This is a genomic window from Kitasatospora sp. NPDC018058, assembly GCF_044327205.1.
GTDB lineage: Bacteria > Actinomycetota > Actinomycetes > Streptomycetales > Streptomycetaceae > Kitasatospora.
On record NZ_JBIRFA010000002.1, the window covers coordinates 439,106 to 465,590 of the forward strand.

A 26,485-nucleotide genomic window follows, 5' to 3' on the forward strand; every position below is an offset into this window, starting at 1 on the left:
CTCGGCGCCCGCGGCGGCGGGCTGCTCGACCGTGGCGTCCGGGGCGGTGCGGACGGCCGGGATCGGCAGCTCCGCGAGGCCCGACCCGGCGCCGGTCGACTCGAAGGGCATCAGCACCGGGCGGATGCCGGCGAACTCGGCGTTGGCCCGGTCGTAGTCGTCCGGGCGTCCGATGTCCAGCCAGTAGCCGCCGAAGTCGTAGGCGGCCGGCGGGGTGTCGGCGGCCAGCAGGTCGAGCACCAGCTCGTCGAAGCCCAGCGGCAGGCCGGGGGTGTACTTGGCGAGCGCCGAGCGCGAGACGCCGTACACGCCCATCGAGACGCGGTAGTCGATGCTGGGCTTCTCCTGGAAGCCGGTGATGGAGCCGGAGTCGGTGGTCAGCACACCGAAGTCGATCTTCACCTGGCGGGCGTAGGTGGCGATGGTCAGCGGAGCCCCGGACGCCTCGTGGTGCTTGAGCACCCCGGCGAAGTCCAGGTCGGTGAGGATGTCGCCGTTCATCACCAGGAAGTGCTCGGGCAGGCGGTCCTGCATGGTGAGCAGCGGGCCCATGGTGCCGAGCGGGCTGTCCTCGACGGCGTAGCCGACCCGCAGGCCCCACTGGGAGCCGTTGCCGACGTAGGCGCGGATGATGTGGCCGAGGTGGCCGATGGCCAGGGTGACGGTCTTGAAGCCCGCGGCGGCGAGCTGGCGCATCACGATCTCCAGGATCGCGTGCTGGTCGCCGATCGGGACGAGCGGCTTGGGAAGCGCGGTGGTGTACGGGCGGAGACGGACGCCCTTACCGCCGGCCAGGATCACTGCATGCATGGTTTTTCCCCCACGGAAAAGGATGTGCAGGACACGAACCTTGGAACCAGGACGGGCAAGATCGGTAAGGCGCTCAGACGTTGTAGATGTCGGTCTTGTAGCGGGCCAGGTTGGCCGGGTCGCGGAAGAACTCGATGGTCTGCTCCAGCCCCTGCTCCAGCGTGAACCGCGGCGCCCAGCTGGTGGCCTCGCGCAGTCGGGTGGCGTCCGCGACCAGGCGCATGACCTCCGAGTTGGTCGGACGGATGCGCTGCTCGTCCTCCTTCACCACCAGGTCCACGCCCATCAGCTTGCCGACCAGGGTGACCAGGTCGCCGACCGAGATCTCGCCGCCGGTGCCGGCGTTGAAGGTCCGGCCGACCACGGCCTCGGCGGGCGCCGTGCCCACCGTGCGGAAGGCGTTGGCGGTGTCCTTCACGAACATGAAGTCACGGGTCGGGCGCAGGTCGCCGAGGGTGATCTCGGTCTGGCCGGCCGCGACCTGGGCGATCACGGTGGGGATGACGGCGCGCATCGACTGGCGCGGGCCGAAGGTGTTGAACGGGCGCAGGGTGACGACCGGGGTCTCGAAGCTGGCGTGGTAGCTGTCGGCCAGCCGGTCCCCGCCGGCCTTGGAGGCGGCGTACGGGGACTGGGTGTTGATCGGGTGGTCCTCGGTGATCGGCACGGTCTGCGCGGTGCCGTAGGTCTCGCTGGTGGAGGTGTGCACCAGGCGGGGGATCTCCAGGTGGCGCACCGCCTCCAGCACGTTCAGGGTGCCGGTGACATTGGTGTCCACGTACGAGTGCGGCGCGCGGTAGGAGTACGGGATCGCGATCAGGGCGGCCAGGTGGTAGACCGCCTCGGTGCCCTTGACCAGGCCGTTGACCGAGCCCGGGTCCCGGACGTCGCCGAGGACGATCTCGACCGAGTCCAGCACCTCCTCGGACAGGGTCTCCAGCCAGCCGAAGGAGGAGAAGGAGTTGTACTGGACCATCGCGCGGACGTGGTGCCCGTCGGCGACCAGGGTCTCGACGAGGTGGGAGCCGATGAAGCCCTCGGCTCCGGTAACCGCGACGCTGCTCATGCGGGATTCGCTTTCTCGATTTCGGGGGACGGCCGGGCGCTCTGTGGTGGCCGGCCGGTGGTGTCTCGGTTGAGGCTGGGCCCTTCAGCGATGCTGAGGAGTCAGCGGTGTTGGGTGGTGCGGCCGAGCGCGGGCCCGGCGATGGCGGTGAGGACGAGTGCGGCCGCCCCGCAGCCGATCAGCTGCAGGACGATCGGGTCCGCACCGGTCAGCAGCCCGGCGCTCTCGGCGACCGCGGCGGCCAGACAGATGAGGGCGGTGCTCCAGCTGAACCCGAAGGCGTTCAGCAGCAGCGCCAGCCAGAGCGAGCCGCCCAGGAGCAGGATCGCGCCGAGCTGCGGCACACCGAGCGAGGGGGCGCCCGGCCACAGCACGGTCGCGGCTGCGTCCAGTGCGGCCACGGTGGTGAGGTAGATGAACAGGCAGCCGAGCAGGATCCCGCCGGTGCGGCGGGTGAACTGCCCGGTGGTGTGGCTGGTGCGCAACGCGGCGACGGCCATCGCCCGGTAGCGGAACAGCAGCCACTCGGCGAGGCCGAGACTGAGCGTCAGCGCGATCATGGCCGGACCGGTGGGGGTGGTCTTCAGCTCGTGCACGGGGTGGCCGTGCAGGCTGTGGGCCGCGGTGTGCGCGGCGTGGGAGGAGGCGCGCACCGCCTGGTGGATGGTCTCGCCGAGGCCGGCGATCAGCGTCAGCGCGCCGCAGGCCAGGCCGAACAGGAGGTGGGGGACCTCCTGGCGGATCGGCAGCTTCAGCTCCACGCCGTCCCGTTCGCCGCCGCGGACGGCGACCAGCAACTCCCGGACGGCCAGCCCGACGGCCAGCGCCAGCGAGGCCAGCAGCACCACCGTACGGACCGGCTGCGGGACGTCCGCCGCCAGCACCGCACCCGCGCCGACCGAGGCCGGGGCCAGCGCCACCAGCAGGAACTTCTCCCGGCCGAGCACCAGCAGCACGGTGGCCGCGCCCAGGTAGAGCGACTGCCCGGCGGCGAACCACAGCGCGCCCAGCGGCCCGCCGACCAGGTACGCCGCGGCGGCGCCGAACAGCGCGCCGACCGGTGCCCCGACGGCCAGGCAGACCGCGGCGTCCCGGCGGCGCAGCCGGCTCAGCCAGCGGTACGCGCGGTGCGCCAGCGCCTGGTTGAAGCCCCAGCTGACCAGCGTGGCGATGGACAGCGCGAGCATGCCCGAGGGCAGCCCGAAGCGCATCCTGGTGGTCGCGAACAGGTTGGCGCCGAGCAGGTAGCCGAGCCCGGGCAGGGCGAACACCAGGCCGCGCACCACGCAGCGCCAGGGGTCGGCCCGCCAGGGGTTGGCGAACTCGGAGCTCGGGCCGGGGTAGCGGCGCTGGACCTTCTCGAACAGCTCCTCGGCGACGGTGAACGCGTCGGGCCGGCCGTACAGCAGGGCCGCCTGCTCGTCGGAGAGGCCGTCGGACTCCAGGAAGGCCGCGATCTCGTACGGGTGGACGGCGTCGGCGCAGATGTCGCGCAGGCGCTCGGCGAGCTCGTCCAGCGGGTCGGCGGAGAGGCCGAGCTGCTCCACGGGTTCGGGCTCGACGGGCGGGGCGGGGCGGCGGCGCTTCAGCGGCAGGGTGCGCAGCTGCATCGTCCGCTCGGCGCCGCCCTCGTCCGGAACCAGACGAATGGGACCGCTCATGCGCCCACCTCGCTGCGCTCGGCAGCCGCTTCGCGGTACACGCACCTCTTGACGGTTCTCCCCCAGCCTTCGGCCGGGGGGACCCCCATGCTTCGCTCGCTCACGCGCCCACCTCGCTCGGCTGGGGCTGGGCGGCGGCCAGCTGCTGGTCCCAGTCGGGGCTGGGGACCTCGTCGGTGACGGCCACCATGCCGCCGGGCATCCAGCGGGCGGTGCCGAGGAGTTCGGTGTAGATGCCCCGGAAACCGTCGATGTTCTGGCGGAGCGTGAACTGCTCGATGACCCGCAGCCGGGCGCCCTCGCCGAGCCGGGCGCGCCGTTCGGGGTCGCGCAGCAGCTCGATCGCGGCGGCCGCCATCGGCTCGGGCTCGCGCGGCGGGACGACCAGGCCGGTGTCCCCGACGGCCTCGCGCACCCCGCCGACGTCGGTCGAGACGGTCGCGCGGCCGCAGGACATCGCCTCGATCAGGGTGAAGGGGAAGCCCTCGCTGATGCTGGAGAGCATCACCACGTTGCCCGCCGCGTACGCGTCGGTGATGTCGGCGACGCGGCCCTCGAAGGCCACCGAGTCGGCGATGCCGAGCTCGGCGGCCAGGGCTATGCAGCCGTCCCGGTACGCCTCGCCGCCCTTGGGAGTGCCCCCGAAGAGCCGCAGCCGCGCCTCGGGGATCTCACGGTGGACGATGGCGAAGGCCCGGATCAGCGTCTCCAGGTCCTTGATCGGGTCGACCCGGCCGGCCCAGCTGAGGGTCGGCGTCTCGGGCTCGGGACCGGCCGGTGGGAAGGCGGCCGGGTCCACCCCGTTGTAGACGGTGCGGATGTGCGCGGACGGCGTGCCGCCGCGCTCCTCCCAGCGCCGGTTGTACCGGTTGCCGGGGGTGACCAGCGCGGCCTGCCGGTAGCTCTCCTCGGCGAGCATCCGGTAGAAGCCGAGCAGCAGCGCCTTGACCGGCCAGCGGTACGGGCCGGTGCGGTAGCCGAGGTAACGCTCGCGCAGGTAGATGCCGTGCTCGGTGAGCAGGAACGGTACGCCGAACTGCTGGGCGGCGATCAGCCCGGGCAGGGTGGCCAGACCGCCGCTGGCCGCGTGGGCGACGCCGTCGGTGGGCGGGTTGACCGAGAGCGGCCGCAGGGCGTGCTCCAGCAGGTCGGTGGCGTTCAGTGCGTCGTGCAGGGTGGGCCGGGAGACGGCGGTGGGCAGGTAGTCGCGGGTCCACACGTGCTGGAGGGTGCGCAGGGCGCGCTCGCTGCGCAGCGCGGGGCTGAGCAGCCCGCGCCGGGCGAGGTCGGCGAAGCCGTACAGCTCCGTCCCGAAGTGCGTGGTGTAGACCGGGTCGAGGATGGAGTGGAGGAAGCGCTCGTACGCGTTGAGGAAGCGCCGCATCTCCTTGCCGCGCGGCGGCCGGGCCTCCGAGGCCGGGCCCCACAGCGGTGCGGTGGTGACCGACCGCACGTTGGCGGGCAGTTCCCAGGTCAGTGACTCCTGACCGGTTCCGGTGACGGCGATGACGTCGAAGTCGACGTCCGGCATGCCTTGAACGAGCTGGTCGCACCAGACGCTCACGCCGCCGTGCTGGTGCGGATACGTCCCCTCGGTGAGCAGGGTGACGCGCATCTCCTGTCCCCCCTCCTGTTCTTGCGTCGGTTGTCCGGCCTGGGTGGCCGGAGCGGGCGCCGTGGCGGGGTCGGGCCGGTGGTCCGGTCCGACCCCGCTGACGGGTGGTACGGGTTACCGGGTGCCGGAGCGTCCGGTGGTGGTGCCGTGCGAGGCCGTCCCCCCAGAGGCCTTGCCGGACTGGTTGCTCTTCGTGCTGTTCGCACCGGCGTCATTGCCGGTGGCGACGCCCTTGCCGGGCACCGGGGTTCCGCTGCCGGGGACGAGCGACTTGGCGGGCTCGCGGGTGGTGTCGCTCGGGCCCACCGGGACCGGGGTGGCGACGCCCTGCGGCACGACCTTCTTGTCCGCCGGGGCCGGGGCCGGGACGGACTTGGCCGCGACGCTCGGCGCGACGGCGGCCGGGGCGGCCGGCGCGCTGCCGGAGGCGAGCTGCAGGACGACGCTGCTTTGCAGGGCGCCCGGGGACACCCAGCCGGAGAGCGTACCGGCGTAGGCCGAACCGAAGGCGGTCGAACCGATGGCCAGCTTCTGAGCAGTTCCGGTCGGCATGGTGGCCTGGACCTGAACACCGGCCGGCGCGTTGACCGTGACGGTGTTGCCGACCTTGTACGCGGTCACCTGGCCGGAGGCGAGGGCCGCGTTCCAGGCCGCGCGGCGCTGGAACTCCAGGCCGATCTCGCGCTCGCTGAGGTTCACGATCGGGGTGTTGTCGGCGTGCAGCGAGCGGTAGGTGCCGAGGATCTTCTCCAGCACCGGGTAAGCGATCCGGCCCTCGGAGAGGTTCGACTGGTGGATGAAGTGCGGCCGCGGGTCGTTGTTCAGCACGTGGCCGAGGTCGATCCGGGCCTCCAGCGGCACGATGTACGACTGGTAGCCGGTGGTGGTGTCCAGCGGCTGGGGCAGGCAGGTGGAGTTGGCGTTGTTCTCGCAGACGCCGCTGCCGCCGTTGGCCTTGCTGGTGTAGATCCAGTTGTACTCGTCGGTCTCCTCCTGCGCCGTACCGGCGTTGTAGAAGACGTTCATCGGGTACCGCGGCACGGTCAGCGTGGAGGAGCCGACGGGCCGCTGGGCGGACTCGCGGGAGGCGTCGCTGCCGGTGAACTTGATGCCGTTGGCGGCCAGCGCCGGCGCCAGGTTCGGGTTGTCGCTGGTCTCCTGCGGGGCGGTCAGCAGACCGGAGTGCTCGCCGGTGACGAGCACCTGCGGGTCGACGTTGAGGCCGTTCTTGGTGGCCCAGTCGAAGTTGTTCTTGATCTGGGTGGAGATGGTGTTCTGGTCGACCCAGACGGTGTTGCCCGAGGCGTCCTTGGTGCAGCGCCACGGCACCACGGTGACGTCCTGGACGCAGCCCAGGTACGGGTGGCTGTAGGTGTGGTTGACCCAGCGGTAGCTGTTCTGGTCGGCGATCATCTGGCTGGCGGTCGGGTCCACCGTGGTCTGGTGGTCGGCCTTCCAGTCCTCGCTGCCGTTGCCGTTGAACAGCATGTCGAGGGTGAAGTTGTTGGTGGCCTCCCACTGCTTGGCGTACTGCGCGTCGGCCTGGGTCATCCGGATCGGGTTGGTCGTGTCCGGGGTGCCGGGCGGGCAGGTGACGTCGCCGGGGGTGCACTTGAGCGCCGTGTCCCAGCGGTCGTCGGCCAGGAAGACATCGTCGATGTGGGTGGCGAAGTAGTTCCGGTCGTAGCCGAGGTGGACGCCCTGGGTGATCCAGTCGACCATGCCGCGGGCCAGCAGGCGGTACTGCTGCTGGTACTGGTTGTAGACGAAGGTGACGACCAGTTCCTTGCGGCCGTCGTGGGTGTACTCGCCGACCAGCGAACCGCGGGTGGTCGAGTTGGGTATCGGCGCGTCGACCAGCGGGACGAAGGAGGCGCCGGACGGCAGATTGGCGAGCGGGGTCGCCAGGTAGCCGTAGCTCTCGCTGACGTTGGGGTCGTTGTCCTCGAACGGCACGCTGCCCTTGAGGTACCCGAACGGACCCGAGATTCCGGCCGTGGTGGTGGCGGCCTGGAATCCGTCGAGGGTGCCGACGAATCCCGGATTCTGGGCGTAGTTCAGACCGACGGCCGGGCTGGCCCAGGTGTACGCGTCAATCTGTCGAACGTTGAAAGCGGCTTCGTACGTCGCGATCGCCGTCATCTCGGCGGCGCTGTTGGGGAAGGGGTTTTCGTTGGGCAGCACGATGCCCTGGTACTTCCCCCGGGGCTGCCCGTTCACCGTGTCGCTCAGGAAAGCGGAGTTGATGACAGGGCGGTTGGGGTCATTGAGGCTGACGACCTTGTACGGCGTCCCCTGGCTCTTCAGTTCGGCGGTGATCGCCGCGACGGACGGACCCCCGTCGTCGATGACCAGGACGGCGAGGTCGATCCTGGGCGGCGTGGTGTCGCCGTGGGCCAGGGTGGTCTGCAGGCCGCTGGCCAGCAGAACTGCCGCTGCGCAAGCGGCAACTCTTCGGGTCGCTCGACCCATGGTTGATCCTCCCCTTGGGGCCGGCGCAGCGCTGCTCTGCGCTCGCCCGCCCGTGTAGCTGTTCGCAGGCAGCAGGCTGCCCGGCGCCCATCCTGGTCGAGGGTCGGCGGTGCGAGGGACCAATTGGGCGAGAGTGCAGCGAACCTGTTACCAACGTTCATGGCGAAGCCATGGAGGCGCTGATTGTGACCGCAACCGGACCGCCCGCGCAAATAATGAATTGAAAATGAAAAAACGGAAGCCGAGTGCTACGCCTGGTTACCGAGTGTGCGGCTCGGGTGGTTCCGCAGGGCACCTACACTGTCGTCGTTGCGCATGACACTCTTGCACATCTTGCCGGTTCGACGGGCAGGTTCATGCAATATCGGGCACCCCTGTGCCATGTGACAGTCCGAATATGCAATGGAGGCGCACGGGTGGCCGATCAGCAGATCGAGTCCGAGCGAATCGGAGACATGCGGAATGCGCTCCCGGAGCCCGACGCAGCGGTGCTCGTCGGGCGCAGTCTCGGCCTGCGCGGTGCGGTCAATGCCCGGGATCTGGGCGGTTATCGGACGTCTGACGGGCGGTCGGTTCGCGCCGGTGTGGTCCTGCGCAGTGATGGCCTGAACCATGTCACCGCCGAGGACCTCGGCCCGCTGGGCGCGCTCGGCCTGCGCGGGGTGGTGGACCTGCGCAGTTCCGAGGAGGTCCGCGAGGCCGGCCCGGATCGCCTGCCGGACAGCGTCACCCTGCACCATCTTCCGCTGCTGGCAACGGGCTTCGACATCCACGGGACGCTGCGCAGCGCGCTGGCCGACCGCAGCGCGCGCAAGCAGCGCGCCCTGCTCGGCGGCGGTCGGGCGGCCGCCATGATGACGGGCCTCTACCGCTGGTTCGTCACCGACGCGCAGGCCCGCGAGCGCTTCGCCGCCCTGCTGCGGCTGCTGGCCGAGCCGGACGGGGTGCCGCTGCTGTTCCACTGCTCGGCGGGCAAGGACCGCACCGGTTGGGCCGCCGCGGTGGTGCTGACCGCCCTGGGCGTGGACCGCGAGACCGTGCTCGCCGACTACCTGCTCACCAATGAGCGCTCGGCCCCGGTGGTGACGAGGGTGCTGGACGACTTCGGCAGCCGCGGCCTGATGCGCGAGCCCGAGCTCCTCCTGCCGGTCTTCCGGGCCGACCGCGCCTATCTGGACGCGGCATTCGCGGAGGTCGAGGCCGGCTGGAGCGGCTTCGACGCGTTCTGGCGGGAGGGGCTCGGGCTGGATGACGACGTGCTGGCCGGACTGCGCGCCAACCTGCTGGACGGCGGCAGGAGTTGAGCGGGCCGATCAGCCCTCGCTGATCAGCCCCTCGCGGAGCTGGGTGAGCGTCCTGGTGAGCAGCCGGGAGACGTGCATCTGGGAGATGCCGATCTCCTCGCCGATCTGCGACTGGGTGAGGTTGCCGAAGAAGCGCAGCATGATGATCCGGCGCTCGCGCGGCGGCAGCTTGGCCAGCAGCGGCTTGAGCGACTCCCGGTACTCCACGCCCTCCAGCGCGAGGTCCTCGTAGCCGAGCCGCTCGGCCAGCGGCCCCTCGCTGTCCTCCTCGCCGGGGCTGGAGTCCAGCGAGCTCGCGGTGTAGGCGTTGCCCACCGCGAGGCCCTCGACCACGTCCTCCTCGCTGACCCCCAGGCAGACGGCCAACTCGGCGACGGTGGGGGAGCGGTCCAGCCGCTGGGACAGCTCGTCCCCGGCCTTGGTGAGCGCCAGCCGCAGCTCCTGAAGCCGCCTGGGCACCCGGACCGACCAGCTGGTGTCCCGGAAGAAGCGCTTGATCTCGCCGACCACGGTCGGCATCGCGAAGGTGGGGAACTCCACCCCGCGCTCCGGGTCGAAGCGGTCGATCGCCTTGATCAGGCCGATGGTGCCGACCTGGACGATGTCCTCCATCGGCTCGTTGCGGCTGCGGAAACGCGCCGAGGCGTACCGGACCAGCGGCAGGTTGAGCTCGATCAGCGTGTCGCGGACGTAGGTGTGCTCCTCACTGCCCGGCTCCAGTGCGGCGAGCCGCAGGAACAACGAGCGGGAGAGCGTCCGGGTGTCCAGCCCGGAGCCGGGCGGCGTCTCGGGCGGAGCTCCGGCGCCGGGCGTCTCGGGGACGGGCCGTTCGAGAGCCGTGGCCCGCTGCTGCGGGATCCGGTCCTCGGCGACCACCGTGCCCTTGGCCTGACCAGCGTGGATCTCCGCAGTGCCCAGCTCTCCGGACATGCACCCACCCCCTTGTGACTGACGATTGAACGGGGGCCGACGCGCGGAGGTTCCCGGCGAGGGCCCAACCCCCTCCATACCGGAACACGGCGCACGGCAAACCCGAACGTCGCAAGATGTCACGTCCGGGTAACGCGCTGCAATCTCAATCTTCCCAGGAGTTGCCGGTGCGAAGCCTCGTCAGGATCCGCGAGAGCAGCCGGGAGACGTGCATCTGGGACATCCCCAACTCGGTGCTGATCTGCGACTGGGTGAGGTTGGCGAAGAACCGCAGCATCACGATCCGCCGCTCCCGTTCGGGGAGTTGGACGAGCAGGTGGCGGACCATGTCGCGGTGTTCGACCTCGGCCAGGGCGGAGTCCTCGTATCCCAGCCGGTCCAGCAGCGCGAGCCCGCCCTCGTGCTCCTGGGCGGCCTCCAGGGAGGCCGCGTTGTAGGCCCGTCCGGCGTCCAGGCAGGCCCGGACGTCCTCCTCGGGGATCCGTAGGCTGGCGGCGATCTCGGGCACCTTGGGAGCCCGGCCGTGCAGCACCGTCAGCTCCTCCATGGCGCCGCTGACCTGGACCCACAGCTCCTGGAGTCGGCGCGGGACGTGCATGGTGCGGACGTTGTCCCGGAAGTAGCGCTTGATCTCGCCCAGGATGGTCGGCAGCGCGTAGGTGGGGAACTGGACGCCGCGGCTGGGGTCGAAGCGGTCGATCGCGTTGATCAGGCCGATGGTGCCGACCTGGACGACGTCCTCCATCGGTTCGCTGCGGCTGCGGAAGCGGGTGGCCGCGTAGCGGACCAGCGGGATGTTCACCTCGATCAGGGCGGCCCGGACCCGCTCCCGCTCGGGGGCGTCCGGGGGTAGCTCGGTGAGCCGCTCGAACAGCACCCGGGTCAGCGTCCGGACGTCCACGGCGGGCCGGCCGCCGGTGCCGCGCAGCCCGTCCGGGCGGAGCTCGCCGGCCGGGCTGATGATCGCAGCCAGCACCTCGTCCACGGACACGTCACCCCTCCCAAAGTCGACAACGGCGGGCCCTGCGGATCGGGTGTCGCGGCTGGTTCGTCACTTCGCCATGTCCGGCAAAACCGGTCATAGCATCACAAGGTGGGCGCAGGTCGGGCAAGCACCCGACGGAGGTGTGTTGATAGGGCGTTCGGCCTTCACCGGCCCGGCGGGCGAAGCGCCGCAAGGATCGTTCCCGGACAGATCAAGACGCCCCGCCCGGAGTCGGACGGGGCGGGGCGGTCCGTCCGGGGGACGGGCCGGCGGGGATCAGACCTCGATGTCGGCGATCACCCAGGTGGCGAACTCGCGCCACTGGCCCGCGGCGGCCTGGTGGGCCGGGTGGGTCAGGTAGGCCTGCAGGGTCTCGCGGTCCTCCACCAGGCTGTTGATCGCGTAGTCGTACGCGATGTCGCGCTCGGTGGTGTTCCAGCCGCACTCCCACTCGCGCAGCTCGGGGATCAGCGAGCCGAGCTCTTCGAACGCCTTGGCGCCGGCGAGCACGCGCTCTTCGTCCTTGGTGACGCCTTCATTGAGCTTGAACAGGACCAGATGCCGGATCACGATTACCGCTCCTCGCGGACGGGGGTAGAGGGTCCCGCCCACGGTAGCGGGTGTGCCGGGGCCGGTCGCGGCTCGGGCGGACCGCTACTTGATCAGGCCGGTCATGAAGGTGCCGACCGCCTTGGCCGCATTGGAGATGCCCTCGAAGCCGAGCTGGACCAGTTCGGCGGAGCGGGCGGGCGAGGTGATGATCGAGTAGAGCACGAAGATGAGCAGGAGGATCATGCCGATCTTCTTCGCCTGCGCCATCGTGACCTTCCTCCCTGCGGTGGGCCGCCGCCATTCGGGTCCCCGAGCGGCCCTGCAGGGCAGCTTATCCACCGGACGGGCTATCAAGTGTGCGACGCGTTCGTCCGGCGGGACGAAGGTCCTCGCAAGGGGGGCCTTTCTCCGGGTGCCCGGACGAGGACCGGGCGGCAGGATGGATGACGTACCGGGATCTGGCAGGAATCTCCGGTGCGTGGATCCGGAGCTCCCCGCTGTGGGACCGGGCGCCGCGGCTTTTCCCCGACGCGGCGCCGGTTGTGGGACTCCGCCGGGGGAGCGGTCAGTCCCCCGAGCCGCTCCCCCTCCTCCTCCAGGCTCCGTACGGGCCGGGCAGTGGTGGTCGTCGGCCCGGAGGTGCGGAGCCCTTTCCGCGTTCGAGGGTGCGCGGAAACGCCGAGGGCCCGTCCGGATCGGACGGGCCCTCGGGCTTTCCAGCGGTAGCGGTGGGATTCGAACCCACGGTGGAGTTGCCCCCACACACGCTTTCGAGGCGTGCTCCTTTGGCCGCTCGGACACGCTACCGAGGGGAACTCTACCGGACGGGTGGCGCGGTCACGAAATCCGTATCGGGAAGGCCGTCACCGGGGGGCCTCAGCGGTGGGTGTCGAAGAAGGCGCGCAGCTGCTCGCCGCACTCCTCGGCGAGGACGCCCCAGATCACCTCGGGGCGGTGGTTGAGCCGGCGGTCGCGCATCACGTCGAAGAGGGAGCCGGCCGCGCCGGCCTTCTCGTCGAGGGCGCCGTAGACCACCCGGTCGATCCGGGACAGCACGATGGCGCCGGCGCACATCGTGCAGGGTTCCAGGGTGACCACCAGGGTGCAGCCGCTCAGCCGCCACTCCCCGGTCTTCTCGGCCGCCTGCCGGATCGCCACCACCTCGGCGTGCGCGGTCGGGTCGCCGACCGCCTCGCGCTCGTTGTGGCCGCGGCCGATCACCTCGCCGTCCGGGCCCAGGACGAGCGCCCCGACCGGGACGTCTCCGGTGGCCGGCGCCAGGGCGGCCTCGGCGATGGCGAGGCGCATCGGCGCCGCCCAGCGGTCACGGACCGGGTCGGGGCGGACGGGGGCCGGCAGCGGGGGGATGTGCGGGACGGTCAGCGGGGTGGATGCGGGCTGCATGGCATCCAGTGTCGGGCATCGGTCCGCTACCGGACCGCCTCCAGGACCTCGCCGCAGCCCAGGGCCTCGGCGATCTCCTCCAGGGCGTCGCCCGGCACCGCGCCCTCACCGCTGAGGGCGAGCAGCTCCTCGGAGGTCAGACCGAACTCGGTGAGCAGGTGGGCGTCGCCGAGCGGGCCGACCGGGACGCCGCCGCGGGCGTCGGCGTCCTCGTCGTCCTGGTCCTGCGCCTCCTCGGCCTCGTCCAGCAGGTGGTCCAGGTCTCCGAACTCGCTCTCGCCGGCCTGGTCGACCAGCTCGTCGGTGAGGACGGAGCCGTAGGAGCTGCGGGCGGCGGCGGCGCCGTCCGACACGAAGATCCGCGGGTCCTCCTCACCGTCCACCCGGACGATGGCGAACCAGGCGTCCTCCTGTTCGATGAAGATCAGGACGCTGTCGTCGTCCTGCGCGGAGTCACGGGCCAGGTCGGCCAGGTCGGCCAGGGTTTCGACGTCGTCGAGTTCCGTCTCGCTTACATCCCACCCGTCCTCGGTGCGAGCAAGCACTGCAGCGAAGTACGCCACCAGGGACACTCCCAAGATCATCGGTCTCGGCTGTCGGCGCGCTCGGGCAACGCGGAAATCTGGCCGCCCCCGCGCCAGAGGCGGTCCGCTTGTTCGGACCGTCCCATCGGAATCGTGACAGAAAGCCCGCCCTTGCGGGGGGTGTTCGGCAGCGCGTCTTTGCAGGTCGTGTCGGAAGGGCCGGGTGGCGGACGGCGGAGTCGGGCCGGGAGGGGCCTGCTCCGGTCGAAATTTGGTCCGAACGCCCGTCGGGGTCGGGTCGGGCCGACTCGGCTGCTGCCGCGGACCGGCGTCCGACCCGTCCCGGAACCCGGTCAGGCCCGCGTCCGGCCCGTCTCCGGTCCGTATCGGACCCGTGTCAGACCCGCGTCAGATCCGGAATGTTCGCATACGCATCGCTTCGCGCATCCGTCGTTCCTTGGTCCGACGGGGCTGGACCCGCTCCCTCAGCTCGCGGGCCTCGGCGAGCTCGCGCAGAAAGACGGCTCGCCGCCTGCGGCGCTCCGCCTCGGTCTCGGGAGGGTCGTACGGCGGGCCGGCGCCAAGGGCCGCCCCGCCGACGGGCTCGTCCGCCGAGCCGTCCCCGGCTTTCGGGTTGCTCGTCATAAGACAGGACATTCCCAGAACGGGCGGGTTGATACCACAGCGGCCGGTTCCGTCCGGACATCCGCGGTGCGTCACGGCGTGTCACGGCCTTGTGGCGCCGGTCGACGGGAGCCGTGGCACGGCGTGTCGTACAGGCGTCCAGGACCGGGCTAACCTCGATACATGCGTCTCCACGTCGTCGACCACCCCCTGGTCGCCCACAAGCTCTCCACCCTGCGCGACGAGCGCACCGACTCGCCGACCTTCCGTCGCCTGACCGACGAGCTGGTGACCCTCCTCGCCTACGAGGCCACCCGGGACGTCCGCACCGACGAGGTGGAGATCACCACGCCCGTGGCGGTCACCCTCGGTACCCGGCTCAGCTACCCGCGTCCGCTGGTCGTGCCGATCCTGCGGGCGGGCCTCGGCATGCTGGACGGGATGACCCGCCTGCTGCCCACCGCCGAGGTGGGCTTCCTCGGCATGGTGCGCAACGAGGAGACCCTGGAGGCCTCCACGTACGCCACCCGGATGCCCGACGACCTCTCCGGCCGCCAGGTCTACGTGCTCGACCCGATGCTGGCCACCGGCGGCACCCTGGTCGCCGCGATCAAGATGCTGATCGAGCGCGGCGCCACCGACGTCACCGCCGTGGTGCTGCTGGCCGCGCCGGAGGGCGTCGAGGTGATGCGCCGCGAGCTGGCCGACCTGCCGGTCACCGTGGTCACCGCCGCCCTGGACGAGCGGCTGAACGAGAACGGCTACATCGTCCCCGGCCTCGGCGACGCGGGCGACCGGCTGTACGGCACCGCGGGCTGAGTCCCCTTCACGTGCGGCTGATCCGACGCACGATTCCGAACGACCGAGAGCCCCCGGCACTGCGTCTGCCGGGGGCTCTTCCGTGTCCGTCGGGCGTCAGCAGCTGCCGGTGGCGCTCGGGGTGGGGGAGGGCTTGATGGCCAGGGCGAGGGCGGCGGCCGCCTGGGTCTCGTCCAGCAGGGCGTTGTAGCTGTCGCCGATCACGAAGTCCACGCTGGCGTCGGTGCGGGCGTCGGCGGTGACGGTGGCCCCGGCGATCTGCGAGCCCACCAGGGTGCCGGCCCCGGCACCGGACGGGCCGGCGATCACCTGGGCGGTGCCGGGCACCTTCTTGTCCAGCTCGGCTGGGGCGTTGCCGACCTTGCCGATGACGAAGCCGCGCTTCTTGAACTCCTCGGCGGTCCGCCCGGCCAGACCGGCCTTGGTGGTGGCGTTGTAGATGTTCACCGTGACCGCCGTGGCCGGCGGGATGGTGTGCGGGTCGCCGCCCTGCGCGGCCGGCGCGCCGGAGGCGGCCGGGGCGCCGGAGGTCGCCGGGGTGCCTGGGGTGGCACCCGGCGCCGGGGCGGCCAGCGGCTTGCCGGACGGGGTCGCGCAGGCCTGTGCGGAGGTGTGCTTGTTCCTGCCGCTGAAGATGTCGTAGAGCTGCACGCCGCCGAGGGCGATCAGGGCCAGCGCGAGCAGGCCGGCGAGCGCCGCGATGATCTTGCGGCTCTTCTTCGGGGGCCGGCCCAGCCGTGGGTAGGCGTTGCCGGTGATGCGGTACTGCTTCCCCTTGAGACCTTGGGGAGTCAACATGCTCACGGTTTGTCTCCCCCTCGTGCCAGGGCGGGGTCGGGATGACGGGTGGGCCGGGTAGAGGTGCCCCCCGGTGCGGGCGGATCCCCTGGTCGCGGCCGTAGTCAGCAGATTAGTGCCGTACAGCCGTGAAGGTACTAAACGATCATCATCTGGAGTACTCCAGTACCCGAAAGGGGGTACCCGGGTACGCGTGGACCGCCCTCCGCCGGATGGCGAGGGGGCGGTCCGTGAAGTCTGCGTGGATGTCCTGGGTGGGTGTCCCGGGGTGGGGCGCCGTCAGTCCATTTCGAGGACGCGGGCGTGCAGCACCTGGCGCTGTTGCAGCGCGGCCCGTACGGCCCGGTGCAGCCCGTCCTCCAGGTAGAGGTCTCCGCGCCACTTCACCACGTGGGCGAAGAGGTCCCCGTAGAAGGTCGAGTCCTCGGCCAGCAGGGTTTCCAGATCGAGTTGGCCCTTGGTGGTCACCAGCTGGTCGAGCCGCACCGGACGTGGGGCGACGTCAGCCCACTGGCGGGTGCTCGTCCGGCCGTGATCCGGGTACGGCCGCCCGTTGCCGATGCGCTTGAAGATCACACGGAAAGCCTACCGTTTGGGCGGCGGATGGCGCAGCAGCCGCGGCGCCGCCACGCGCACGGGTGTGAACTGCGGATGGACGAATGCGGCTGTTTGGTGGGAAATGTCGCGAACATCAGCTCGGTTCCGATCGGTTTCCGGTCCTGAATCCGAAGCGTTCCGGTCCCGCGTCCCGATCCGCCCAGGAGTGTGCACCGGTGTTCGCCGCCCTCACCCCGCCGGGCGAGCGCACCGGCTCGCGTGCCGCCGAGGTCGGGCAGCAGTGGACGCCGCAGGGCTGCCCGGCCGAGTTCCACGCGCTCGGCCGGGCGGCGGCTCGGGCAGGAGATCTCGCGCAGTCTGTTCGGAACGTCCGAGCGGCGGCGGTGAGCCCCGGCCGGAGGGTTCCCGCCCGGAGGGCCCTCAGTCGGAGAGCGCGGCGCCGATCCGGTCGAGCGAGGACAGCCGCATCAGGCCGTAGTTGTAGAACTCGACCTCGGGGACGCCGAGTTCGCGCAGGATGGCGATCTTGGCGGCGAGGTTCTCCGGGCCGTCGCAGTCCGAGGCCGTCGGGCGCAGGATCACCGCCATCCGCTGCGGGCGGACGCCGTGCAGGGCGAAGGCGGAGAGTTTCTCCCGGACGGCCTCCGGAGTCCTGGCGTAGCCGAGGGTCTCGATCTGGTCGGTGACCTCGACGAGGGCGGGCAGGTCGATGCCGGACAGCCAGCCCTTGCCGGGGCCGTCGCCGTCCATGAAGCTCAGCCGCATGCCGTGCCGGCGGGCCTGTTCGGTGAGGTCGGCGGCGAGGGCGGTGACGGTGGCGGCGGAGGCGTCCACGTAGGCGGCGAAGGCGCCGTCGGCGAGGGCGCTCAGGTCGGCGGGCTCGGCGGCGGCCTCCTGGTCGGCCAGCCGGCGGCGCAGCTCGGTCCGTACCGCCTCGGCGGCCTGTTCGGCCGGGACACCGGCGCGGGTGGCGGCGGCGCGGCAGTGCGGGCAGAAGCAGACGCCGAGCAGGGCCTCGGCGGTCGGGCCCAGCTCCTCGAGGTAGCGCTCGTGGTGGTAGCCGTGGCGCAGGCCGTGGAAGTGCAGGGACTCGGCGCGGATCGCGTCTACGCCGTACCGGGCCAGTTCGGCGACCAGGGTCAGCGCGTACTCGCGGACCTCCGGGGCGGCCGGGCAGAGCTCGGTGAGGTGGCGGTCGCCGAAGGCGTTGGCCGGGGCGCAGTCGGGGTGGGCGAAGCCGAGCCGGTCGTTGTGGCAGAACACCGTCCAGGCGTGCAGCTTCAGGCCGCGCCGACCGGCCTCGGCGGCGGCCTCGGCGAAGGGGTCGCGGTCGCTGATCGCGGTGGACGGGACGGGCGCCAGGCGGCGGCCCCGCCAGCGGGCCGGGTCGGGGCGGAAGTAGGCCGCGCCCGGCTCCAGGTAGCGGATCACCCGGCGGGGGTTGTGCGGGAAGACGTCGCGCGCCTCGTGGTAGACCGAGGCCAGGGTGACGCCGCCGACCCCGGCGCGGTCGGTGAGGTTGCCGAAGAAGGTGTCGGCGCCCTCGTCGAGCAGGTCGGTGGCGAAGGCGAGGACGGACGACTCCACGGTGCGGCTCCGGAGCTGGGGGCGGATGCGCTGTTCACGCTAGTCGCAGGAGTTGGGAATGGTCTATACCTGGCCCGCCGGGCTCCCCGGGTGGCCTACAGGCCGAGGTCGTCGAGTTCCTTGAGCAGGGCGGCGTTGGGGCTGCTCGGGTCGGTGGTGGGACCGGCCTTGGCGTTGGACTTGGGCGCGGGGGTGGGGCGGGGCGTGCGGTTACGGAAGATCCAGGCGCCGGCGAGACCGCCGACCAGGCCGCCCAGGTGGGCCGACCAGCTGATGCCCGGGGCGACGCCGGGCAGGGCGCTGGTGACCATGTAGGCGTAGGAGGCACCGAGCACCACGCCGATCAGGGTGTCGATCAGGTTGCGGTCGAAGATCCCGCGCAGCACCACGTAGCCGAAGTAGCCGAACACCACGCCGCTGGCGCCGGCGCCGATCCGGTTCGGGCTGTCGAAGACCCAGGAGGTCAACTCGCTGGTCAGGGCGACCAGCAGGGTCAGGCCGAGGAACTTCTTGACCCCGCGGTAGGCCGCCAGGAAGCCGAAGACGAACAGCGGGCCGGAGTTGGCCTCCAGGTGGGCCCAGTTCCAGTGCAGGAACGGCGCGGTGACGATGTTCGGCAGCCGGCCCGGATCCTGCGGGATGATCCCGAAGCGCTTGCCGAGTTCGTAGTCGTCCATCCAGTTCACCAACTGGATCGACCAGATCGCCGCCAGCACTCCGACCATGGTGAAGAGCGCCCGCCGGGCGTCCGCGATCATCTGGACGGGGTCGAGCGTGCTTGCCGTGCTGTTGCGGTGCTCCGAGGCCATGACCTCGACTTTAGGGGCGGCGGAATCGGACGTGCACCCCATTACAGTGATTCGTGACGGTCAGTCCGTGGCCGTCACGGGCCCGTTGAGAGGTGACCACCCCATGAGTGTTCGTCCGCCGCTGCCTTACGAGTTCCTGCCGCAGGTGCCGTCCTTCCCGCTGAGCAGCCAGGACATCACCGAAGGCGCCACGCTGGGCCAGGAGTTCATCTACGCCGGCGGCAACCTCTCGCCGCAGCTGGCCTGGTCGGGCCTGCCTGAGGGCACCAAGAGCATCGCGGTCACCTGCTACGACCCCGACGCCCCGACCGGCTCCGGCTGGTGGCACTGGCTCGCCCTCAACCTGCCCGCCGACACCACTGAACTGCCGCGCGGCGCCGGTTCGTCGGACGAGAGCCTGCCGGGCGCCGCCTCCTTCCACGGGCGCAACGACTTCCCGGGCAACAAGTACGACGGCGCCGCCCCGCCGCCCGGCGCCCCGCACCGGTACGTGTTCGCGGTGCACGCGCTGGACGTGGAGAAGCTCGACGTCACCGCCGACACCCCGCCGGCCCAGGTGGGCTTCAACCTGACCTTCCACACGCTGGGGCGGGCGCTGCTGACGGGCGAGTACGGGGTCTGAGCGCCTTGGCGCCCGAACGTCCGGCCGCGCTCTAGCTACCGCTTTCCGCCGCCAGGTTGGCCCGTTCCGCGAGGATGCGCAGGTGCTTGCGCAGCTCCGGCGGCTCGTGCACCTCGAAGGCGCAGTCCAGCATCAGCAGCCGCATCGCCGTCCACTCCAGGGAGTCGGCGTTGGAGCGCAGCCGGCAGGTGGTGGCGTCGATCGGTTCGATCTCGGAGTCGTTGGGCTTGAAGCGGCTCCGGACGGTCGCGAGCGGGGCGTGCACGGTGGCGACCACGGTGACGACGGGGGACGGGCGGCGCAGCTTGCTCGCCACGTACGCGGCGGCGTCCTCGGCGGGGAGCGGGCGCGGGGTGAAGCGGGCGCCGGTGGCGAACGGGTCGGCGATCCGGTCGACCCGGAAGAGCCGCCAGTCGTCGCGGTCCAGGTCGTAGCCGACCAGGTACCAGCGGCGGCCGGCCGAGACCAGCCGCTCGGGTTCGACCTGCCGTCTGGTCTCGGTGCCGTCGTAGGCCCGGTAGGCGAAGCGCAGCCGCTCCCGGGCGGTGACGGCGCGGGCGAGCACGGTGAGGTCCTCCGGGTCGACGGTCGGGCCGTCCCCGGTGAGCAGCGGCATGGTGGCGGTGTTGAGGGTGCCGACCCGGTGCCGCAGCCGGCTGGGCAACACCTGGAGCAGCTTGCCGAGGGCCCGTACCGAGGCCTCCTCGATGCCGACCACCGCGTGTCCGGCGGCCGCGCGGAGCCCGACCGCGATGGCCACCGCCTCCTCGTCGTCCAGCAGCAGCGGCGGCATCGCGGTGCCTGCCACCAGCCGGTAGCCGCCGTCCGCGCCCATGGTGGCCTGCACCGGGTAGCCGAGGTCGCGCAGCCGGTCGATGTCGCGCCGGATGGTGCGGGGGCTGACGCCGAGCCGTTCGGCGAGTTCGCTGCCGGGCCACTCGCGGGGGGTCTGCAGCAGGGACAGCAGGTTCAGCAGTCGGGCCGGGGTGTCGCTCATGCGCCCTCCTCGCTTCGCTCGGCGGGGGCATTCGCCCACGCGCGCCTCTGATCGATTCGCTCGCTGCGCTCGCTCATGCGCCCTCCTCGCTTCGCTCGGCGGGGGCATTCGCCCACGCGCGCCTCTGATCGATTCGCTCGCTGCGCTCGCTCATGCCGTCCAGCATGCCGGATGAACTGGGACAGATTCTGACCTACATGGCCCGTACTGTCGTGGACGTGCAGCAGACGAGCGAGGAGTACGCAATGACCACGGCGGGAGCCGACCGGCGGAGGTGGATCGCGCTGGCGATCGTGATGGTCGCCTCCTTCATGGACCTGGTGGACGTGACCATCGTCAACATCGCCATCCCGAGCATCCAGCAGGACACCGGCGCCTCGTTCAGCGCCATCCAGTGGGTCACCGGCGGCTATGCGCTGGCCTTCGCGATCGGCCTGATCACCGGCGGCCGGCTGGGCGACATCCACGGCCGCAAGCGGCTGTTCCTGATCGGGATCGGCGGCTTCACCCTGGCCTCCGCGCTGTGCGGGCTGGCCTCCGGCCCGGAGATGCTGGTCGGGATGCGGCTGCTGCAGGGCGGTACGGCGGCGCTGATGGTGCCGCAGGTGCTGTCGATCATCCACGCGACCTTCCCGGCGGAGGAGCGCGGCAAGGTGTTCGGCATGTTCGGCGCAGTGGTCGGGCTGGGCGCGGTCTCCGGTCCGATGATCGGCGCGCTGCTCACCGAGTGGGACCTGCTGGGCCTGGCCTGGCGGCCGATCTTCCTGATCAACCTGCCGGTCGGCATCGCCGGGCTGCTGCTCGGCCGCCGCTTCATCGACGAGTCCAAGGCCGAGCACGCGCTGAAGCTGGACCTGGTCGGCGTGGTGCTGGCCAGCCTCGGCCTGCTGATGCTGATCTACCCGCTGACCCACGGCCGGGAGGCCGGCTGGCCGCTCTGGGGTTATGCGTCGATGGCCGGGAGCCTGCCGGTGTTCGTGCTGTTCGTGGTGTACGAGAAGGCCAAGACCCGGCGGGACGGCTCGCCGCTGGTGGAGCTGTCGCTGTTCCGGGTGAAGAGCTTCGCGGCCGGGATCTGCGTGCAGCTGGCCTTCGGCGTGGCGCTCGGCATCTTCTTCCTGGTCTGGACGCTCTACATGCAGGTCGGACTGGGCTGGAGCCCGCTCAAGGCCGGGGCGACCGGCATCCCGTTCTCGCTCGCGGTCTCCACGGCGGCCGGGCTGTCGGTGCAGAAGCTGGTGCCGCGGTTCGGGCGGAAGGTGCTCCAGGCGGGCGCGCTGGTGATGGCGGCGGGTGTGCTCACCTACATCTGGGAGGCGGACCGGTACGGGACGTCGATCGCGCCCTGGCAGATGGCGCTGCCGCTGGTGGTGATGGGCCTCGGGATGGGGCTGATCGTCGCGCCGATCACCGACGCGGTGCTGTCCGAGGTGCCGCGCCGGCACGCCGGGTCGGCCTCGGGTCTGATCAACACCGTGCAGCAGGTGGGCAACGCGCTCGGGCTCGGGTTGGTGTCGGTGGCCTTCTTCGGGGCGATGGACGACGTGGTCGCGCCGGACGCGGTCGGGGCGGCCTTCGGCGGGGCGTTCACCAACGCGCTGTGGTGGGTCGCCGGGGTGCTGCTGGTGGTGTTCCTGCTGATGTTCGCGCTGCCGCGCAAGCGGGCGGCGGCGGGGGTCGTCGCCGCGGCCGAGGACGCGGCGGAGGAGCGGGAGACCGTACTGGTCTGACCCGGGTCCTGACGCGGTTCCCGACGAGGGCCTCGGTCGCGCTTCTGCGGCCGGGGCCCTCGGTGCACCGCGGGCCGTGCCGCCCGCTACGGGTGTCCGGGTGCCGGGACCCGCTGGTAGCTGCTGCCGTCCCTGGGGCGGGCCAGGTGGCCTGCCTCGACCAGGTCGCGGCGCAGGGCGGGGGCGTCGTCGTGCACGGTGCGCAGGGCGTCGTTGACCTCGGCCTCGGTGTAGCTGCGGCCCGGCTCGAACAGGGTCTCGGCGAGATGGGCCAGCAGCCGCTCCCGGCGGGCCGCCTTGCGGGGGATGGCGGTCAGGCGCCCGTCGGGGGTGAAGAGCGCGGACACGCTGTGGCGTGCGGAGGCGGAGGCGGATGCGGTCATGCCGGAAGCGTCGCCCGGTGGGGCGGGGCCGGGCAATCGGTTTTCGACGCCGTCGTCCCGCGGCCGGCTCAGCAGCTGCCGGTCGCGGCCGCGGCGGTCGTCCGGGACGTGGTGCGGGGCTTGGCGGCGGCTTTCGCCTCCTTCGCGACGCGCTTCATCTCCTGCTTGAACTCCCTTACCAGGGTGAGTGATTCGGGGCCGGTGATGTCGGCGACCGAGCGGTGCGCGCCCTCCTCGCCGTACGCGCCGGCCGCCTCGCGCCAGCCCTCCGGCCGCACGCCGTACTGCTTGCCGAGCAGGGCCAGGAAGATCTGCGACTTCTGCTTGCCGAAGCCGGGGAGGGCGTTGAGGCGGCTGAGCAGCTCCTTGCCGGTGCGGGCGTCCTTCCACAGCGCGGCGGCATTGCCGTCGTGCTGCGCGACGAGGAACTGGCACAGCTGCTGCACCCGTTTGGCCATCGCGGCCGGGTAGCGGTGGACGGCCGGTTTCGCGGAGAGCAGGGCGACGAACTCCGCCGGGTTGTAGGTGGCGATCTCGTGGGCGTCGAGGTCGTCCCGGCCGAGGCGCTGGGCGATGGTCAGCGGGCCGGTGAACGCCCATTCCATCGGCACCTGTTGGTCCAGCAGCATGCCGACGAGCGCGGCGAGCGCACTCCGTCCGAGCAGTTCGTCGGCCTCGGGCTGCTGGGCGAGCCGGACGGTGACGTTCATGGGGTGTGCCCTTCTCGGAGTTGACGTCGGGTCGGCGCCCAGTCTTATGGACGCGGCGTGGGCGGACGCCGTCAACACGCCCGCATCGGGGGAAGTCTTGGTGCCCCGGCCTTGCCGGGCTTGTATTGTTCGTTGGCGGAACGGTTGTTGGGGGCTCTTCGGAGGGGCGCGGAAAAATTTTTGTCCGCGCCTGTCACATCCGTGACGCGTGACGGGTCAGTGCTGTGTCCGACCGACCAGCCACTGAAACGGGGAGCACACAATGTCCGTCGCCTACATCATCGTCACCGTCCTCGGCGCCCTCATGGTCGGCTTCTCGGCCTACTCCGTCTTCGCCAAGGCCGAGTACGTCGTGGGCCCCCTCGCCGAGTACGGCGTCCCGCGCGCCTGGTGGACCTGGCTCGGCGTCGCCAAGGCCGCCGGCGCCCTCGGCCTCCTGGTCGGCCTCGCCGTCCCGGCCCTCGGCTACGCCGCCGCCGTCGGCATCGTCCTCTACTTCCTCGGCGCCGTCGCCACCGTCGCCCGCGCCCGTGCCTACGCCCACATCCCCTTCCCGCTGATCTACATGGCACCGGCCGTCGCCTCCCTCGTCCTGGGGATCGCGGCCTGACCGGGGCCGACTGCGGCAGGGGCGGATCACTTCGGTGATCCGCCCCTGCCGTGGTGCTTCCGTGGGGAGTCGGGGGCGTGGGAGGGGGTGCGGGCGGGGCGTGGGAGGGGTGGGCGCTCGGCCGGCCGGGTGGTCGTGGTGGCGTGGGTGCGGGGTGAAGTCACCGGTGGGGGTGGCGATCCGAGCCTCGCACGGGCGATCCGGGGGCGACCGATCGTTCGGGCTGGAGTTCGGGCGGGAGTTCGAGAGGGGATTCGAGCGGGTGGGTCATCTCATATGACTGTTCCTGTTGTGCCGGTGCGGCGACCTGACGGCGGGTCATTCTTGGTCCAATCGACGCGTCCAGAAAGGCTCGCCCGCCGTGACCCAGCCGTTCGAACTGCCGTCCTTCTACGTGCCGCACCCGGCACGCCTCAACCCCCATCTGGACGAGGCCCGGGCCCACTCCACCGACTGGGCCCGGGAGATGGGCATGCTGGAGGGATCGGGCATCTGGGACCAGGCCGACCTGGCCGCCCACGACTACGGCCTGCTCTGCGCCTACACCCACCCCGACGCCTCCGTCGAGGCGCTGTCGCTGGTCACCGACTGGTACGTCTGGGTCTTCTTCTTCGACGACCACTTCCTCGACATGTACAAGCGCACCAACGACCGTGAGGCCGGCAAGGCGCACCTCGACCGGCTGCCGCTGTTCATGCCGGCCGACCCGACCACTCCGATGCCCGAGCCGGAGAACCCGGTCGAGGCGGGGCTGGCCGACCTGTGGCGGCGCACCGTGCCGGCGATGGGCGAGGACTGGAGGGTCCGGTTCGCCGAGAGCACCCGCAACCTGCTCGACGAATCGCTGTGGGAGCTCTCCAACATCAACGCCGGCCGGGTGGCCAACCCGGTCGAGTACATCGAGATGCGGCGCAAGGTCGGCGGCGCGCCGTGGTCCGCCCAGCTGGTCGAGTACGCGGCCGGCGCCGAGGTGCCGCAGGAGGTGTCGGGCTCGCGTGCGCTGCGGGTGCTGATGGACGCCTTCTCCGACGGGGTGCACCTGCGCAACGACATCTTCTCGTACCAGCGCGAGGTCGAGGACGAGGGCGAGCTGAGCAACGGCATCCTGGTGCTGGAGCGCTTCCTGGAGTGCTCCACCCAGGCCGCCGCCGAGGCGGTCAACGACCTGCTCACCTCGCGGCTCCAGCAGTTCGAGAACACCGTGTTCACCGAACTGCCGGTGCTGTTCGCGGAGACCGGGCTCGACGCCGGGGGCCGCGCCCGGGTGATGGTGTACGTCAAGGGCCTGCAGGACTGGCAGTCCGGCGGGCACGAGTGGCACATGCGCTCCAGTCGGTACATGAACGGAAGCGGCGGGAACGGCGGTGGCGCGGCGTCGGGTTCGGCCGGCGAGGTGGCTCCCGGCACCGGCGGCGGGCTGCCCGGGCTGTCCGGTTCCGGCAACTGGTGGGACCGGTACGCGATCGGCGGCATCGGCACCTCGGCGCTGGACATCCTTCGCAGCGGTGCGGTGACGGGCGCTCCCCCGGCGACCCCGGCGCCCCACGCCGCGTCCACCGAGCGGCGGGCGCGCTCGCACGGGCATGTGCCGTTCCAGACCGTCGGCCCGTCCCGACTGCCGGAGTTCAAGCTGCCGTTCAGTCTCTCCCTGAGCCCGCACCTGGACGGCGCCCGGGAGCGGGTGATCGAGTGGGCCGAGCGGATGGGCCTGCTGTCGGCTCACCCCGACATCCCCGGATCCGGCATCTGGGACGCCGAGTCGATGCGCGACTACGACCTCCCGCTCTGCGCGGCCGGCATCTTCCCGGACGCCACCGCCGACCAACTCGACATCTCCTCAGCGTGGTTGGCCTGGGGCACCTGGGCCGACGACTACTATCCGAAGGTCTTCGGACGCGCCCGCGACCTGGCCGGTGCCAAGGCCGCCAACGCGCGGCTGTCGCTGTTCATGCCGGTGGACGGCGGCCCGGTGCCCGAGCCGGCCAACGCACTGGAGCGCGCCCTCGCCGACATCTGGGAGCGGACCACCGGCGCGATGACCGTCGAGGCCCGGGGCCGGTTCCGCGAATCGGTCGAGGTGATGACGGCCAGCTGGATCTGGGAGCTCAGCAACCAGATCCAGAACCGGATCCCGGACCCGGTCGACTACCTGGAGATGCGCCGCACCACCTTCGGCTCCGAGCTCACCACGGGCCTCAGCCGGCTGTCGCACGGGCGGACCGTGCCGGAGGAGGTGTACCGGCACGGCTCGATGCGCGCGCTGGAGAACTCCGCCATGGACTACGGGTGCATGATCAACGACGTGTTCTCGTACCAGAAGGAGGTCGAGTACGAGGGCGAGCTGCACAACATCGTGCTGGTGGTGCAGAACTTCTTCAACTGCGACTATCCGGCGGCGGTCCGGATCGTCGACGACCTGATGCACTCGCGGCTGGAGCAGTTCCAGCACGTCTCGCAGCAGGAACTCCCGGTGATGTTCGAGGACCTCGGGCTGGACCCGGCCGCCCGGAAGCTGCTCGCCGGGTACGTCACGGAGCTGGAGAACTGGCTCGCGGGCGTCCTGAAGTGGCACCAGGACTGCCGCCGCTACCGCACGGAGGACCTGGAGCGGCACTTCGGTGCCGAGCGGGACCTCGCGAACGCGGTCCGGGCGCGGGCGGCGGCCCCTGAGGCGCCCGAGGCACCGGCGACCCCGGTCGTCCCGGCCGCCCCCGTCCCGCCGGTGCCGGTCCCCCTACCCGCCGCGCAGGCCCCCGAGCCGAGCGCCGCCGCGGTGACCGGCGCGGTACCGCTCGGCCCGACCGGCCTCGGCACGACCTCGCTGCGCCCGCCGCTGACCGGGGCGGTCCCGGCGAACTGAGGCGGGACGCCCGAGGCGCACCCGAGGCGCACCCGCGCGGGCCATCCCGCGCGGG

General features: G+C 71.5%; 24 protein-coding genes, 1 tRNA gene and 1 pseudogene. 6 read left to right on the top strand and 20 right to left on the bottom strand.

Going from position 1 to position 26,485, the window contains the following annotated elements:
* Positions 1–108 precede the first annotated feature (108 nt).
* From ACH4E7_RS04585 to ACH4E7_RS04605, 5 genes and pseudogenes are all read right to left on the bottom strand, one after another.
* Positions 109–810: pseudogene (locus ACH4E7_RS04585) on the bottom strand (NDP-sugar synthase); the annotation flags it as partial.
* A gap of 73 nt (positions 811–883) precedes the next feature.
* Positions 884–1,876, bottom strand: a complete 993-nt coding sequence (locus tag ACH4E7_RS04590; protein WP_396247509.1) for an SDR family NAD(P)-dependent oxidoreductase — start codon at positions 1,874–1,876, stop codon at positions 884–886.
* A gap of 101 nt (positions 1,877–1,977) precedes the next feature.
* Positions 1,978–3,537 (bottom strand): hypothetical protein, encoded by a 1,560-nt coding sequence (locus ACH4E7_RS04595; RefSeq protein WP_396247510.1) that lies wholly within the window; start codon positions 3,535–3,537, stop codon positions 1,978–1,980.
* 100 nt (positions 3,538–3,637) lie between these two features.
* Positions 3,638–5,152: a GT4 family glycosyltransferase PelF gene (gene pelF, locus ACH4E7_RS04600; protein WP_396247511.1), complete on the bottom strand. Its 1,515-nt coding sequence runs from the start codon at positions 5,150–5,152 to the stop codon at positions 3,638–3,640.
* A gap of 114 nt (positions 5,153–5,266) precedes the next feature.
* On the bottom strand, positions 5,267–7,624 hold the full coding sequence (locus ACH4E7_RS04605) for a hypothetical protein (RefSeq protein ID WP_396247512.1): 2,358 nt from the start codon (positions 7,622–7,624) through the stop codon (positions 5,267–5,269).
* Between the two features lie 455 nt (positions 7,625–8,079).
* Here ACH4E7_RS04605 and ACH4E7_RS04610 point away from each other — a divergent pair, with 455 nt between their 5' ends.
* Positions 8,080–8,928, top strand: a complete 849-nt coding sequence (locus ACH4E7_RS04610; RefSeq protein WP_396247513.1) for a tyrosine-protein phosphatase — start codon at positions 8,080–8,082, stop codon at positions 8,926–8,928.
* 9 nt (positions 8,929–8,937) lie between these two features.
* Here ACH4E7_RS04610 and ACH4E7_RS04615 read toward each other — a convergent pair whose 3' ends face one another.
* The 8 genes from ACH4E7_RS04615 to ACH4E7_RS04650 all read right to left on the bottom strand — a co-directional run bounded on the left by ACH4E7_RS04615 (position 8,938) and on the right by ACH4E7_RS04650 (position 13,968).
* Positions 8,938–9,858: an RNA polymerase sigma factor SigF gene (locus ACH4E7_RS04615; RefSeq protein WP_396247514.1), complete on the bottom strand. Its 921-nt coding sequence runs from the start codon at positions 9,856–9,858 to the stop codon at positions 8,938–8,940.
* Positions 9,859–10,003: 145 nt separating this feature from the next.
* Positions 10,004–10,786 (bottom strand): RNA polymerase sigma factor SigF, encoded by a 783-nt coding sequence (locus tag ACH4E7_RS04620; protein WP_355669032.1) that lies wholly within the window; start codon positions 10,784–10,786, stop codon positions 10,004–10,006.
* 333 nt (positions 10,787–11,119) lie between these two features.
* The gene (locus ACH4E7_RS04625; protein ID WP_396247515.1) at positions 11,120–11,413 is read right to left on the bottom strand and encodes a Dabb family protein; all 294 of its coding nucleotides are present in this window, start codon (positions 11,411–11,413) and stop codon (positions 11,120–11,122) included.
* An 84-nt stretch (positions 11,414–11,497) separates the two neighbouring features.
* Positions 11,498–11,662 (bottom strand): hypothetical protein, encoded by a 165-nt coding sequence (locus ACH4E7_RS04630; protein WP_387613602.1) that lies wholly within the window; start codon positions 11,660–11,662, stop codon positions 11,498–11,500.
* A 453-nt stretch (positions 11,663–12,115) separates the two neighbouring features.
* A tRNA-Ser gene (locus ACH4E7_RS04635) sits at positions 12,116–12,202 on the bottom strand.
* Between the two features lie 69 nt (positions 12,203–12,271).
* Complete coding sequence (tadA, locus tag ACH4E7_RS04640) at positions 12,272–12,799, bottom strand: tRNA adenosine(34) deaminase TadA (protein ID WP_355668779.1); 528 nt, start codon at positions 12,797–12,799, stop codon at positions 12,272–12,274.
* Positions 12,800–12,825: 26 nt separating this feature from the next.
* Complete coding sequence (locus ACH4E7_RS04645; RefSeq protein ID WP_396247516.1) at positions 12,826–13,383, bottom strand: tRNA adenosine deaminase-associated protein; 558 nt, start codon at positions 13,381–13,383, stop codon at positions 12,826–12,828.
* 348 nt (positions 13,384–13,731) lie between these two features.
* Positions 13,732–13,968, bottom strand: coding sequence for a hypothetical protein (locus ACH4E7_RS04650; RefSeq protein ID WP_396247517.1), 237 nt, complete (start codon positions 13,966–13,968; stop codon positions 13,732–13,734).
* Between the two features lie 162 nt (positions 13,969–14,130).
* Here ACH4E7_RS04650 and upp point away from each other — a divergent pair, with 162 nt between their 5' ends.
* Positions 14,131–14,766, top strand: a complete 636-nt coding sequence (upp, locus tag ACH4E7_RS04655; RefSeq protein WP_350506235.1) for a uracil phosphoribosyltransferase — start codon at positions 14,131–14,133, stop codon at positions 14,764–14,766.
* 96 nt (positions 14,767–14,862) lie between these two features.
* On the opposite strand, the gene ACH4E7_RS04660 is transcribed toward upp, so the two are convergent.
* From ACH4E7_RS04660 to ACH4E7_RS04675, 4 genes are all read right to left on the bottom strand, one after another.
* A complete protein-coding gene (locus ACH4E7_RS04660) occupies positions 14,863–15,564 on the bottom strand; it encodes a LytR C-terminal domain-containing protein (protein ID WP_396247576.1) in 702 nt (233 codons plus the stop codon).
* Between the two features lie 279 nt (positions 15,565–15,843).
* Positions 15,844–16,140 carry a type II toxin-antitoxin system VapB family antitoxin gene (locus ACH4E7_RS04665; protein WP_014136828.1) on the bottom strand — a complete coding sequence of 99 codons (297 nt, stop codon included), beginning with the start codon at positions 16,138–16,140 and terminating at the stop codon, positions 15,844–15,846.
* A 402-nt stretch (positions 16,141–16,542) separates the two neighbouring features.
* Positions 16,543–17,709 carry a hypothetical protein gene (locus ACH4E7_RS04670; protein ID WP_396247518.1) on the bottom strand — a complete coding sequence of 389 codons (1,167 nt, stop codon included), beginning with the start codon at positions 17,707–17,709 and terminating at the stop codon, positions 16,543–16,545.
* Positions 17,710–17,804: 95 nt separating this feature from the next.
* Entirely contained in the window at positions 17,805–18,518 is a 714-nt protein-coding gene (locus tag ACH4E7_RS04675) for a rhomboid family intramembrane serine protease (protein ID WP_396247519.1), read from the bottom strand.
* 103 nt (positions 18,519–18,621) lie between these two features.
* Here ACH4E7_RS04675 and ACH4E7_RS04680 point away from each other — a divergent pair, with 103 nt between their 5' ends.
* Positions 18,622–19,140 (top strand): YbhB/YbcL family Raf kinase inhibitor-like protein, encoded by a 519-nt coding sequence (locus ACH4E7_RS04680; RefSeq protein ID WP_396247520.1) that lies wholly within the window; start codon positions 18,622–18,624, stop codon positions 19,138–19,140.
* Between the two features lie 31 nt (positions 19,141–19,171).
* Here the strand turns inward: ACH4E7_RS04680 and ACH4E7_RS04685 are convergent, their stop codons facing one another.
* Positions 19,172–20,137, bottom strand: a complete 966-nt coding sequence (locus ACH4E7_RS04685) for a helix-turn-helix transcriptional regulator (RefSeq protein WP_396247521.1) — start codon at positions 20,135–20,137, stop codon at positions 19,172–19,174.
* A 245-nt stretch (positions 20,138–20,382) separates the two neighbouring features.
* On the opposite strand from ACH4E7_RS04685, the gene ACH4E7_RS04690 reads away from it, so the two are divergent.
* On the top strand, positions 20,383–21,867 hold the full coding sequence (locus tag ACH4E7_RS04690; protein WP_396247577.1) for an MFS transporter: 1,485 nt from the start codon (positions 20,383–20,385) through the stop codon (positions 21,865–21,867).
* 86 nt (positions 21,868–21,953) lie between these two features.
* Here ACH4E7_RS04690 and ACH4E7_RS04695 read toward each other — a convergent pair whose 3' ends face one another.
* Positions 21,954–22,250: a DUF2087 domain-containing protein gene (locus ACH4E7_RS04695; RefSeq protein WP_396247522.1), complete on the bottom strand. Its 297-nt coding sequence runs from the start codon at positions 22,248–22,250 to the stop codon at positions 21,954–21,956.
* A gap of 68 nt (positions 22,251–22,318) precedes the next feature.
* A complete protein-coding gene (locus ACH4E7_RS04700; RefSeq protein ID WP_396247523.1) occupies positions 22,319–22,960 on the bottom strand; it encodes an HhH-GPD-type base excision DNA repair protein in 642 nt (213 codons plus the stop codon).
* A gap of 262 nt (positions 22,961–23,222) precedes the next feature.
* Here ACH4E7_RS04700 and ACH4E7_RS04705 point away from each other — a divergent pair, with 262 nt between their 5' ends.
* A complete protein-coding gene (locus tag ACH4E7_RS04705) occupies positions 23,223–23,570 on the top strand; it encodes a DoxX family protein (RefSeq protein ID WP_396247524.1) in 348 nt (115 codons plus the stop codon).
* Between the two features lie 361 nt (positions 23,571–23,931).
* The gene (locus ACH4E7_RS04710; protein WP_396247525.1) at positions 23,932–26,430 is read left to right on the top strand and encodes a germacradienol/geosmin synthase; all 2,499 of its coding nucleotides are present in this window, start codon (positions 23,932–23,934) and stop codon (positions 26,428–26,430) included.
* The last annotated feature ends 55 nt before the right edge of the window (positions 26,431–26,485 follow it).